The 10,158-nt window shown below is 65.5% G+C and carries 14 protein-coding genes and 2 pseudogenes; 13 read left to right on the plus strand and 3 right to left on the minus strand.

Features of this window, described 5'->3' with window-relative positions:
• The first annotated feature begins 22 nt into the window (after nucleotides 1-22).
• The 6 genes and pseudogenes from ACL58G_RS16865 to ACL58G_RS16890 all read left to right on the plus strand — a co-directional run.
• Complete coding sequence (locus tag ACL58G_RS16865; RefSeq protein ID WP_440962522.1) at nucleotides 23-1,180, plus strand: PepSY-associated TM helix domain-containing protein; 1,158 nt, start codon at nucleotides 23-25, stop codon at nucleotides 1,178-1,180.
• Complete coding sequence (locus ACL58G_RS16870; protein ID WP_440962523.1) at nucleotides 1,177-1,380, plus strand: hypothetical protein; 204 nt, start codon at nucleotides 1,177-1,179, stop codon at nucleotides 1,378-1,380. Before ACL58G_RS16865 ends, ACL58G_RS16870 begins: the two co-directional genes overlap by 4 nt.
• 216 nt (nucleotides 1,381-1,596) lie before the next feature.
• Nucleotides 1,597-2,283, plus strand: a complete 687-nt coding sequence (gene lepB, locus ACL58G_RS16875; protein ID WP_413385367.1) for a signal peptidase I — start codon at nucleotides 1,597-1,599, stop codon at nucleotides 2,281-2,283.
• A 164-nt stretch (nucleotides 2,284-2,447) separates the two neighbouring features.
• Nucleotides 2,448-3,644: a multidrug effflux MFS transporter gene (locus tag ACL58G_RS16880; protein WP_440962524.1), complete on the plus strand. Its 1,197-nt coding sequence runs from the start codon at nucleotides 2,448-2,450 to the stop codon at nucleotides 3,642-3,644.
• Nucleotides 3,645-3,726: 82 nt separating this feature from the next.
• Nucleotides 3,727-4,464 (plus strand): hypothetical protein, encoded by a 738-nt coding sequence (locus tag ACL58G_RS16885; protein ID WP_440962525.1) that lies wholly within the window; start codon nucleotides 3,727-3,729, stop codon nucleotides 4,462-4,464.
• Between the two features lie 184 nt (nucleotides 4,465-4,648).
• Nucleotides 4,649-4,813 (plus strand): annotated as a pseudogene (locus ACL58G_RS16890) (DUF4440 domain-containing protein); the annotation flags it as partial.
• Nucleotides 4,814-4,819: 6 nt separating this feature from the next.
• Here the strand turns inward: ACL58G_RS16890 and smpB are convergent.
• A complete protein-coding gene (smpB, locus tag ACL58G_RS16895; RefSeq protein WP_056435493.1) occupies nucleotides 4,820-5,269 on the minus strand; it encodes an SsrA-binding protein SmpB in 450 nt (149 codons plus the stop codon).
• Nucleotides 5,270-5,370: 101 nt separating this feature from the next.
• Here smpB and ACL58G_RS16900 point away from each other — a divergent pair, with 101 nt between their 5' ends.
• From ACL58G_RS16900 to ACL58G_RS16920, 5 genes and pseudogenes are all read left to right on the plus strand, one after another.
• Nucleotides 5,371-5,802 carry a type II toxin-antitoxin system RatA family toxin gene (locus ACL58G_RS16900; RefSeq protein ID WP_413344034.1) on the plus strand — a complete coding sequence of 144 codons (432 nt, stop codon included), beginning with the start codon at nucleotides 5,371-5,373 and terminating at the stop codon, nucleotides 5,800-5,802.
• Nucleotides 5,795-6,094 (plus strand): RnfH family protein, encoded by a 300-nt coding sequence (locus tag ACL58G_RS16905; RefSeq protein ID WP_440962526.1) that lies wholly within the window; start codon nucleotides 5,795-5,797, stop codon nucleotides 6,092-6,094. Before ACL58G_RS16900 ends, ACL58G_RS16905 begins: the two co-directional genes overlap by 8 nt.
• A gap of 54 nt (nucleotides 6,095-6,148) precedes the next feature.
• Nucleotides 6,149-6,274: pseudogene (locus tag ACL58G_RS16910) on the plus strand (RnfH family protein); the annotation flags it as partial.
• Nucleotides 6,275-6,334: 60 nt separating this feature from the next.
• The gene (locus tag ACL58G_RS16915; protein ID WP_440962527.1) at nucleotides 6,335-6,454 is read left to right on the plus strand and encodes an RnfH family protein; all 120 of its coding nucleotides are present in this window, start codon (nucleotides 6,335-6,337) and stop codon (nucleotides 6,452-6,454) included.
• A gap of 60 nt (nucleotides 6,455-6,514) precedes the next feature.
• Nucleotides 6,515-6,628: an RnfH family protein gene (locus ACL58G_RS16920; RefSeq protein WP_440962528.1), complete on the plus strand. Its 114-nt coding sequence runs from the start codon at nucleotides 6,515-6,517 to the stop codon at nucleotides 6,626-6,628.
• Nucleotides 6,629-6,643: 15 nt separating this feature from the next.
• On the opposite strand, the gene ACL58G_RS16925 is transcribed toward ACL58G_RS16920, so the two are convergent.
• Nucleotides 6,644-7,609 carry an IS110 family transposase gene (locus ACL58G_RS16925; RefSeq protein ID WP_413381204.1) on the minus strand — a complete coding sequence of 322 codons (966 nt, stop codon included), beginning with the start codon at nucleotides 7,607-7,609 and terminating at the stop codon, nucleotides 6,644-6,646.
• A 262-nt stretch (nucleotides 7,610-7,871) separates the two neighbouring features.
• Between ACL58G_RS16925 and ACL58G_RS16930 the strand changes: the two genes are divergently transcribed.
• Nucleotides 7,872-7,985 carry an RnfH family protein gene (locus ACL58G_RS16930; RefSeq protein ID WP_440962529.1) on the plus strand — a complete coding sequence of 38 codons (114 nt, stop codon included), beginning with the start codon at nucleotides 7,872-7,874 and terminating at the stop codon, nucleotides 7,983-7,985.
• A 72-nt stretch (nucleotides 7,986-8,057) separates the two neighbouring features.
• Here ACL58G_RS16930 and ACL58G_RS16935 read toward each other — a convergent pair whose 3' ends face one another.
• The gene (locus ACL58G_RS16935) at nucleotides 8,058-8,531 is read right to left on the minus strand and encodes a DUF4124 domain-containing protein (RefSeq protein WP_440962530.1); all 474 of its coding nucleotides are present in this window, start codon (nucleotides 8,529-8,531) and stop codon (nucleotides 8,058-8,060) included.
• A 133-nt stretch (nucleotides 8,532-8,664) separates the two neighbouring features.
• Between ACL58G_RS16935 and guaB the strand changes: the two genes are divergently transcribed.
• Complete coding sequence (gene guaB / locus ACL58G_RS16940; RefSeq protein ID WP_413385378.1) at nucleotides 8,665-10,125, plus strand: IMP dehydrogenase; 1,461 nt, start codon at nucleotides 8,665-8,667, stop codon at nucleotides 10,123-10,125.
• Nucleotides 10,126-10,158: the final 33 nt, after the last annotated feature.

Here is a 10,158-nt window from a genome sequence, read left to right on the forward strand (position 1 = left end):
AATCCCGCCCCGTTTCCCGCTCATGTCTCCCGCACACCTCCGCCGCTGGTCCTGGATCCATACCTGGAGCAGCCTCATTTGCACCGTCTTCATGCTGCTGCTGTGCCTGACGGGCCTGCCGCTGATCTATCACCACGAGATCGGCCACCTGCTCGGCAACGACATCGAGGCGCCGCAGTTGTCGGCGCCGCAGGCGCCGGCGCGCCTCGACCGCGTGATTGCCGCCGGCCAGGCGCGCTATCCCGACAAGGTCATGATGTACATGTCGCAGGAGCCGGACGAACCGTCGCTGTGGTTCCTGACGATGGGCGCCCACGCGAACGACCCGGATTTCAAGAGCATCGCCGTCGATGCACGCACCGCGCAATTCGTCGGCGAGCCGCCGATCGAGGGCGGCGGCGTGATGCAATTCCTCTTCCACCTGCACGTCGACCTGTTCGCAGGCGTGTGGGGCAAGCTGTTCCTCGGCTTCATGGGATTGCTGCTGCTCGTGGCCATCGTGTCCGGCGTCGTGCTGTACGCGCCGTTCATGCGCAAGCTGGAATTCGGCACGGTGCGCCAGGGCCGCACGGCGCGCCTGAAATGGCTCGACCTGCACAACCTGCTGGGCATCGTCACGCTCGCGTGGGCGCTCGTCGTGGGCGCGACGGGTGTCGTGAACACGCTGGCCGACGTGCTGCTGAAGGTGTGGCAAGTGACGGAGATCGCCGAGATGACGAAGCCTTACGCGGGCCAGGCCGCGCCCGTGACGCTCGCGTCGATGGAGGTGACGGTGCGCCATGCGGAAGCGGCGGCGCCCGGCATGCGCGTCGGCTTCATCGCGTTCCCCGGCACGCCGTTCGCGACCCCGCACCACTACGGCGTGTACATGCATGGCGACGCGGCGCTGACGTCGCGCCTGTACCAGCCGGTGCTGGTCGACGCGCAGACGGCCGCCGTGACGGACCGCCGGGAGCTGCCGTGGTACCTCAAGACCCTGCTGCTGTCGCAGCCGCTGCATTTCGGCGACTACGGCGGCGCCGGCATGAAATTCGTGTGGGCGCTGCTGGACGTGGCGACGATCGTCGTGCTGGGCAGCGGCCTGTACCTGTGGCTGCGGCGCCGGCGCGCGGCGGCGCGGACCGCGCGCGCACAGGCGGACGCCGCGCCCGCGTTCGCACGTGAAGGAGAGGTGCGATGACGGCGCCGTTGCGCCGCGTGTGGGGCATGCCGCTGCTGCTGGGCGCGGCGACCGTGTTCGGGCTCGTCGCGGGGCTGCTGGAAGACGGCGTGTGGGACGTGATCGCCGCGGCCGCGCTGGCGCTGCCCGTGCTGGTCGGGGCCTGGTACGCGCTCAGGCCCGCGCTCAGGCCCGCGCGACCTGTCGATCCGGCGAGGTGACGGCCGCGGCGGCCGGTGCGACCATCGCCATTCCGATTCGACGAGGAGGTGGCAGATGGCAGGTTCGATTCCACGGCTGGCGAGGCGTGGCGCTTCTTCCGCACGAAATCCAGGTGACGCGGCGCGCATGCATACGGGCGGCTTAATTCTCGGTTAAGGCAAGCCGCGTATAACATCGGCAGAGCGACAAGAACATTCCACGAGCGGGAGACATGAATGAAGAACTGGGCGCGCAACAACAAAGGCTTTCTGGCGTTTCTCGTCCTGTTCGGCGTGTTCCGCACGGCGGTCGCGGACTGGAATCCGATCCCGTCCGCGTCGATGCATCCGAACCTGCTGGAAGGCGACGTCGTGCTCGTGAACCGCCTCGCGTTCGACCTCAAGGTGCCGCTCACGAACGTCGTGCTCGCGCACCTGGGCGAGCCGCAGCGCGGCGACATCGTCACGTTCCGCTCCCCGCGCGACAACACCCTCTTGATCAAGCGCGTCGTCGCGCTGCCGGGCGACGTCGTCGAGATGCGCAACGAACGTTTGTACATCAACGGGAAGGGTGCCGACTACCGCGTCGTCGAACACTCGCTCGATTCCGTCGGCGGCACCGCGATGCGCGCGCTGCAGCTGGCCGAGACGTGGGGCGACAAGCCCGCGCGCGGGCCGCGCCACATCCAGATCATGCCGGACGTGCTGGCGCCGCGCACCTTCGGCCCGGTCACGGTGCCGCAGGGCGAATACCTGATGCTGGGCGATAACCGCGACAACAGCGCCGACTCGCGCGTGATCGGCCTCGTGCCGCGCAAGCTGCTCGTGGGCCGCGCCGAACGCGTGCTCGTCTCCGCCGACTACCAGGGCAACTGGATGCCGCGCACGGAGCGTTTCGGCATGTCGCTGTACCATCCCGACTGATCGCGTGCGCGCAGGCGGCACTGGCTGCGCCTGCGTGCCCTCGGTGTTCCGGCGCGCCGCCTTATGAACGGCGGCGCGCTGCACGGTTGATCCAAATCCCGCTACAATTTCGTCCTTCGGACGCTCGCATCCTGCAGAGCCGATGTTTTATTCAAGGCATGCATATGCAAAGACTCCTCACCGTCATCCTCGCCTGCCTCGGCATGGTCGGCGCGCTCGCCATCGACACCTATCTGCCGTCGATTCCCGCCATCGGCCGGGCATTCGACGTCGGCCCCGTGGCCGTGCAGCAGACGCTGTCGGTCTTCCTCTTCATGTTCGCGTTCATGATGCTGTTCTACGGGACGCTGTCCGATTCGTTCGGCCGCCGTCCCGTGATCATGGTCGCGCTGACGGTCTACACGCTGGCCTCGGCCGGCGCCGCGCTCGCGCCCACGTTCGGCTGGCTGCTGCTGTTCCGCGCGCTGCAGGGCATGTCGGCGGGGGCCGGCTCCGTCATCGGCCAGGCCATCGTGCAGGACCGCTTCACGGGCGCGGACGCCCAGCGCATCATGTCGCACATCATGATGGTGTTCGGCCTCGCGCCCGCGATCGCGCCGGTGCTGGGCGGCTGGCTGCACGTGACGTTCGGCTGGCGCGCGACGTTCGTGTTCCTTGCGCTGTTCGGCACCGTGATGCTGCTCGCGACCTGGAAGCTGCTGCCGGAAAGCCTGCCGCGCGAGAAGCGCCACGCGTTCCACGGCGTGGCCATCGCGCGCAACTACCTGAAGGTGCTGGGGCATCCGCAATTCGTGCTGCTGTCGCTGTCCGTGGGCCTCGCGTTCGGCGGGCTGTCGCTGTACATCGGCTCCGCCGCGAACTTCGTGATGGAGATCCTGCACCTGCCCGAGACGGCGTTCGCGTGGATGTTCATCCCGCTGATCAGCGGCATGGTGATCGGCTCCGCGTGGGGCGGCAAGCGCGCCGCGCGCATCCCGGCGCCGCGCATGCGCGCCATCGGCTTCGGCACGATGCTCCTCGCGTGCGTGCTGAACGTCGGCTACACGGCGGCCGCCGGCGACGCGGTGACGATCCCGTGGGCCGTGCTGCCGCTGATGGTCTACACGTTCGGCCTCGCCGTCGCGATGCCCGCGATCCAGGTGAGCGCGCTGGGCCTGTTCCCCGACAACCGCGGCCTCGCGTCGTCGATGCTGGCGTTCATCCAGATGATGTCGTTCGCACTCGTCTCCGGCCTCGTCGCGCCGCTGCTGTTCGACAGCGCCTTCAAGCTTGCGTGCGGCGTGGCGGTGGGGCTGGCGGCCAGCTTCTGCGCGTGCCAGCTGGGCAATGCGATGGCGCGGGAGCGGGTGGCGGCGGCCTGACGAACCTTACGAATCCGTAAGTGGTCAGGCCGGGATCATCCCGGCAATAATTCCTCATTCACTTCCGTGGAATGGGGAAACGATGCATCGAACGATACTGGCGGGTCTGGTTGCGGCGGCGCTGTTGAGCGCTTGCGGGGGCGGAGGAAGCAGCGGCGGCGCCCCGGCGCAGGCGGCGGCAACGGTCACTTACCGTTTCGTGCCGCCGAAAGCGGGCGCGCATCTCGTCTATGCCGACCAGCAGGCCGACACCCTGAACAACACGTTACACCGCACGGCGGACGACGACGTCACGGCGGTCAATGCCGATGGCACGTTCGCCGTGCACGAAGAAGATCCCTCGCACAACCGCGTCGTGTCCGGCGCGGTCGACCAGACCCTGTACCCGACGGACTTCCAGTACGACGCGGCCGGGCAGGTGGCCGCGATGACGATCGATAAGGGCACGGTCGTCACGCACTGCACGTACCAGGGCAGCCAGGGGGCACCGGCAACGCTGGCCGTCGGCGCCGGCTGGGCCACGCAATACACCGAGACCTGCAACGGCGGCGCCGGCGTGACTTACACGCAGAACGGCACGCTGTCCGGCATCGAGACGATCACGATCGCCGCGGGCACGTTCAGCGCCTACAAGTTCGACTCGACGACGACCTGGACCGTCAACGGCATCACGCGGACGGAAAGCGCCACGCGCTGGCGCGATGCGTCCGGCGGCGACACGCGCACCCTCAAGATGGTGCGGGCGATCGCCTACAGCGGCGGTACGCCGGCCGCGGGCTCGCTGGTGACGGGATCGCGGGAATTGCAGAGTTATCGGTAAAGCCCTGCGCGGGGCGCGGAACGGATCGGCCTCGGTGCTGTCCAACGGTTGTCATGAACCGGCATGGTCGCCGAAAGGAGCATCCAATGCGTGTCTCCGGACGCCAGGCGCTTGCGTCCAGGGTCTTGGGCCTGGGCATCCCACCCGCGGTCTGTTGCATGCTGGCGGGCTGCGCTTCGTCGACATCGCCTGCGTCACGGCGGTGGACGCCGGCCTGTACACGTTCACGTTCGGCGCGACGGGGCAGGTGGTCCATGCCCGCTACACGTTCACGTATCGGTGGGAAGGCGGGAAATGGCTGATCACGAGCCACCATTCGTCGGCCATGCCGGAGCCACAGCCGCAATGATCGGCATCAGCGGCGATGCTGCTTCATCGCCTTGTCGACCTCGCGCTTGGCGTCGCGGTCTCTCTCGGTATCGCGCTTGTCGTGCTGTTTCTTGCCCTTGGCAAGGCCGACTTCGCATTTCACGCGGCCCCCCTTGAAGTGCAGGTTGAGAGGGACGAGCGTGTAGCCGGAGCGCTCGACCTTGCCGACCAGTTTGTCGATCTCGGCCTTGTGCAGCAGCAGCTTGCGCGTGCGCAGGGCTTCCGGATGGCTCCAGGCGGAGGCGGTCGTGAGGGCGCTGATGTGCGCGCCGAACAGGTACAGTTCGCCGTTGCGCACGACGACGTACGCTTCCTTGATCTGCACGCGGCCGTCGCGGATCGCCTTCACTTCCCACCCTTCCAGCACGAGGCCGGCCTCGTAGCGGTCCTCGATGAAGTAGTCGAAAAAGGCTTTTTTATTGTCAATAATACTCATGAAATCGCTAATTTCCGCGCGTCGGTTAAACTACCGTCGTCGCGCTTCTGAAATGCCGAGCGCGACGCAACGTAACCAACATCATAACAAACGGTTGACCAATGGCAGTAGTGCACAAATCAGTTTTCCTCGGGTACAGCGCGGAACAGATGTTCGATCTGGTCGCAAAAGTCGAGGACTATCCGAAATTCCTTCCCTGGTGCAGCGGCGTCAAAGTGCTCGAACGCAGCGATGAGAAGCTGGTGGCCTGCCTGCAAATCAACTTCCACGGGGTCAAGCAGAGCTTCACCACATCGAATCACAACCAGCGTCCAGGCCAGATGAAGATGCACCTCGTCGACGGCCCTTTCAAGATGCTGGAGGCCACGTGGAACTTCAAGTCCCTGCGCGCCGACGCCTGCAAGATCGACTTCGACATGCAGTACGAGTTCTCGAGCATTATCCTCGAGCAGCTCGTCGGACCCGTGTTCGGCATGATCGCCAACACGATGGTCGATTCGTTCTGCAAGCGTGCCGAGGTGATCTATGGCTGAGCAGGCGGAATTGCAAGTCTACGTCATGTACGCGTTGCCGCAGAACGAGTTCATCCGGCCGCTGCGTGTCGCACCCGGCACGACGGTCGGGCAGGCGATCGAGCAGAGCGGCGTGCTGGCCGCGTTCCCGGACATCAATCTCGTGACCCAGCCGGTAGGGATCTACGGGAAAAAAAGGACGCTGGAGACCGCGCTGCGCGACCGCGACCGCGTGGAAATCTATCGCCCGCTCGTGGCCGACCCGAAAGATTCGCGGCGCAAGCGCGCGGCCAAGAAGCAGACCGCCGCGTAGGGTGGGCACCCCTGTGCCCACGCGCAACGCCAACACACCGCATACGTCACGCGTGGGCACGTGGTGCCCACCCTACCGGGACTGCGCGACAGCGACCGCGTGGAAATCTATCGCCCGCTCGTGGCCGACCCGAAGGATTCGCGGCGCAAGCGCGCGGCCAGGAAGCAGACCGCCGCGTAGGGTGGGCACCCCTGTGCCCACGCGCAACGCCAACACACCGCATACGTCACGCGTGGGCACGTGGTGCCCACCCTACCGGGACTGCGCGACAGCGACCGCGTGGAAATCTATCGCCCGCTCGTGGCCGACCGGGAGGATTCGCGGCGCAAGCGCGCGGCCAGGAAGCAGACCGCCGCGTAGGGTGGACACCCCTGTGCCCACGCGCAACGCCACCACACCGCATACGTCACGCGTGGGCACGTGGTGCCCACCCTACCGGGACTGCGCGACCGCGTGGAAATCTATCGCCCCCTCGTGGCCGACCCGAAGGATTCGCGGCGCAAGCGCGCGGCCAGGAAGCAGACCGCCGCGTAGATACTGTTATCCCGGTCAAGCGGCGTGCAGGTCTGGATTGAACTTTTGTCCGGACTTCAGCACGCCGAAGGCGACATGAAGCAGCTTTCTCATCATGGCGACGATAATGACCATGGGCTTTTTTCCAGCGCTGGACAAACGAGCGAGGAAGCGCTTTCCCCAGTTCGTTCGATACAACGTGACCATAGCCGGCATGTACAAGCCTTTCCGGATCAGATTGTGACCGACCCTGGAGATGCGTGTCTTTCCTTGAACGCTGCTGCCTGACTCATGATGCCGCGGATCGAGCCCGGCATAGGCAGTCACCTGTCGGGCGTTCGCGAACCGGCCTGGAGCGAGCGAAAAAGCCAGCAGCAATGCGATCGTACGTTCACCGACGCCAGGAATGCTGTCCAGCAGCGCTTTCCGGTCCTTCAAATCGGGATCGCTGTCGATGTGATCGCGAATTTTCTTGCTGAGATGCGCGATTTCCTCGTCAAGCCAGACGATATGGGATGTAATGCCGTCCTTGACGGCTTCACGCGCCACTTCGAGACGATTACTTTCCTGAGTCCGGATCTCCTGAAGAGCGTCCAGGCGCAGCACCATGGCCCGTAACTCTTGTTCTTGCAAAGACGGGGCCTTCCACGGTTCCGGCCGACTCTCCTTGCAGAAATCAGCGATCAACTTCGCGTCGACCTTGTCAGTCTTGGTCCTGACAAGACGCGACGCACCAAACGCTTTGATCTGCACCGGATTGACGATACTGACCACGTACTGATGGTTCGCCAGATACTCGGCGACGGCTTCCCAGTACACCCCGGTAGCCTCCATGCAGACGTGAAGCTGGGGCACGTCAAAGCTGCAAATCCATTGTTGTAACTCTTTAAATCCGTTGGGCGTATTGTCGAAAACCTTATGCTTGTGCTTGCCGTCCGGTTGGCGCAGCGCGCAGTCGAGCTTTTTCTTGGCAACGTCAATTCCCAGGTACCACTCTTGCATCGATATCCTCTTCTGATCCACCTTGCGAAATACGGGCTCACGGCTAGCCGGGCCAAAGATACTGTCCGATCTTCGAACGAGGGAGAGCAGCTGGTGCGAAATCTACGAAACTGGCTCGTGCCAAAGGGTGGGCTCGGCATCCAGCTGCTCAGAACCTGAGGTGCCCCTCAGGTAAGCAAATTGCTCAGAAGGATAATACAAGGGTGGGCACCCCTGTGCCCACGCGCAACGCCACCACACCGCATACGTCACGCGTGGGCACGTGGTGCCCACCCTACCGGGACTGCGCGACCGCGTGGAAATCTATCGCCCGCTCGTGGCCGACCCGAAAGATTCGCGGCGCAAGCGCGCGGCCAAGAAGCAGACCGCCGCGTAGGGTGGGCACCCCTGTGCCCACGCGCAACGCCAACACACCGCATACGTCACGCGTGGGCACGTGGTGCCCACCCTACCGGGACGGACAGTCCGCCAGCACGCGCCGGGCCTGAACCAGCCGACGCGCCTTTTCTTCGTCCGTCACGAAGACGCGCTCGCCCTTGTCATCCATCTCCGCGATGCGCACGCCCGACGTCAGCACGGCCTCGCTGCGGCGGGCCGCGGCGCATTGCGCGGCGCCGTCGGCCTTGCGCTGCGCGTCCTCCGTGGCCTTGCGTTCGTCCGCATCGCGCTCGGCCGCGCGCTTGCGGAAGTCGGCGTCGCGGTCGGCCAGGGTGGGGGCCGCGGGCCTGGTGGACTCGGCTGGCGTGGCCTCGGTCGACGCCACGCCGCGCGGCGTTTTCAGGATGCGCGACGGCGGCGTGCCGGGCGGCGGCGGGCGGTCCGAAAACACGCGGGTGCCGTGGTCGTCGATCCAGGAGTACTGGGCGAGGGCGGGCGCGGACACGGCGACGGCCGCCAGCAGCAGGAGAGAGTAACGGTTCATGGTCCGATTTCGCCATGCCGGACGGCCACTGTCAATCGCCGCCCATGGGTGATTTCAGTCGTTTTTTGCCAAGCTTGCGACGTTTTCCTGGAGTTTCTGTATAATTCGCTTTTGCGCCTATAGGAAATAAACTATGCGTCTCCTCCAGAAAGCACTCACGTTCGATGACGTGCTGCTCGTCCCGGCCTACTCCAACGTCCTCCCGGCCAACACGTCACTGCGCACCAAGCTGACCCGGAATATCTCGCTGAACATTCCGCTGCTGTCCGCCGCCATGGACACCGTGACCGAAGCCCGCCTCGCGATCGCGATGGCCCAGGAAGGTGGTATCGGCATCATCCACAAGAACCTCCGTCCGGCCGACCAGGCGCGCGAAGTGGCGCGCGTGAAGCGTTTCGAAGCCGGCGTGCTGCGCGATCCGATCACGATTCCGCCGACGATGAAGATCCGCGAAGTCCTGGCCCTGGCCCAGCAGCATGGCATCAGCGGGTTCCCGGTGGTGGAGGGCAAGCAGGTGGTGGGCATCATCACCAACCGTGACCTGCGTTTCGAAGAGGACCTGGACGCCGAGGCGCGCGCCAAGATGACCCCGCGCGACAAGCTCGTGTACGTCAAGGAAGACGCCGGTACGGAAGAGGCCAAGCGCCTGATGAACAAGTTCCGCCTGGAGCGCGTGCTGGTCGTCAACGACGAGTTCGAACTGCGCGGCCTCATCACCGTCAAGGACATCCTGAAGTCGCACGAACACCCGAACGCGTCGAAGGATGCGCAGGGCAAGCTGATCGTCGGCGCGGCCGTCGGCGTGGGCGACAAGGACAAGGAACGCGTGGACCTGCTGGTGAAAGCCGGCGTCGACGTGCTGGTGGTCGACACGGCGCACGGCCACTCGCAAGGCATCCTCGACCGCGTGAAATGGATCAAGACGACGTACCCGCACGTGGACGTCATCGGCGGCAACATCGCGACGGCCGCCGCCGCACGCGCGCTGGTGGAAGCGGGCGCCGACGCAGTGAAAGTCGGCATCGGCCCGGGCTCCATCTGTACGACGCGTATCGTGGCCGGCGTGGGCGTGCCGCAGATCACCGCGATCTCGAACGTGTCCGAAGCGCTGGCCGGCACAGGCGTCCCATGCATCGCCGACGGCGGCATCCGCTACTCGGGCGACATCTCGAAGGCGCTGGCCGCCGGCGCGCACACCGTCATGATGGGTTCGATGTTCGCCGGCACGGAAGAAGCGCCGGGCGAAGTGATCCTGTACCAGGGCCGCAGCTACAAGGGCTACCGCGGCATGGGTTCGCTGGGCGCGATGGCCGAAGGTTCCGCCGACCGCTACTTCCAGGAAGCGTCGAGCAAGGCCGACAAGTTCGTCCCGGAAGGCATCGAAGGCCGCGTCGCCTACAAGGGCAGCGTGCTGGCGATCATTTATCAGCTGGTCGGTGGCGTGCGCCAGTCGATGGGCTACTGCGGTTGCGCGACGATCGAAGAACTGCGCGAGAAGGCGGAGTTCGTCGAGATTACGTCGGCCGGCATGCGTGAATCGCACGTGCACGACGTGCAGATCACCAAAGAAGCGCCGAACTACCGCACCGAATAAACGCGCTGCGGCCTGGTGGGCACGGGGTGCCCA

This window comes from Massilia sp. GER05 (assembly GCF_052056005.1).
Taxonomy (GTDB): Bacteria; Pseudomonadota; Gammaproteobacteria; order Burkholderiales; family Burkholderiaceae_D; genus Telluria; species Telluria orientalis.

Bases quoted from the DNA above. Each gene is read 5' to 3' on its own strand.
- ACL58G_RS16865 (WP_440962522.1), top strand. From the start codon at position 23: ATGTCTCCCGCACACCTCCGCCGCTGGTCCTGGATCCATACCTGGAGC.
- ACL58G_RS16870 (WP_440962523.1), top strand. From the start codon at position 1,177: ATGACGGCGCCGTTGCGCCGCGTGTGGGGCATGCCGCTGCTGCTGGGC.
- lepB (WP_413385367.1), top strand. From the start codon at position 1,597: ATGAAGAACTGGGCGCGCAACAACAAAGGCTTTCTGGCGTTTCTCGTC.
- ACL58G_RS16880 (WP_440962524.1), top strand. From the start codon at position 2,448: ATGCAAAGACTCCTCACCGTCATCCTCGCCTGCCTCGGCATGGTCGGC.
- ACL58G_RS16885 (WP_440962525.1), top strand. From the start codon at position 3,727: ATGCATCGAACGATACTGGCGGGTCTGGTTGCGGCGGCGCTGTTGAGC.
- smpB (WP_056435493.1), bottom strand. From the start codon at position 5,269: ATGAGTATTATTGACAATAAAAAAGCCTTTTTCGACTACTTCATCGAG.
- ACL58G_RS16900 (WP_413344034.1), top strand. From the start codon at position 5,371: ATGGCAGTAGTGCACAAATCAGTTTTCCTCGGGTACAGCGCGGAACAG.
- ACL58G_RS16905 (WP_440962526.1), top strand. From the start codon at position 5,795: ATGGCTGAGCAGGCGGAATTGCAAGTCTACGTCATGTACGCGTTGCCG.
- ACL58G_RS16925 (WP_413381204.1), bottom strand. From the start codon at position 7,609: ATGCAAGAGTGGTACCTGGGAATTGACGTTGCCAAGAAAAAGCTCGAC.
- ACL58G_RS16935 (WP_440962530.1), bottom strand. From the start codon at position 8,531: ATGAACCGTTACTCTCTCCTGCTGCTGGCGGCCGTCGCCGTGTCCGCG.
- guaB (WP_413385378.1), top strand. From the start codon at position 8,665: ATGCGTCTCCTCCAGAAAGCACTCACGTTCGATGACGTGCTGCTCGTC.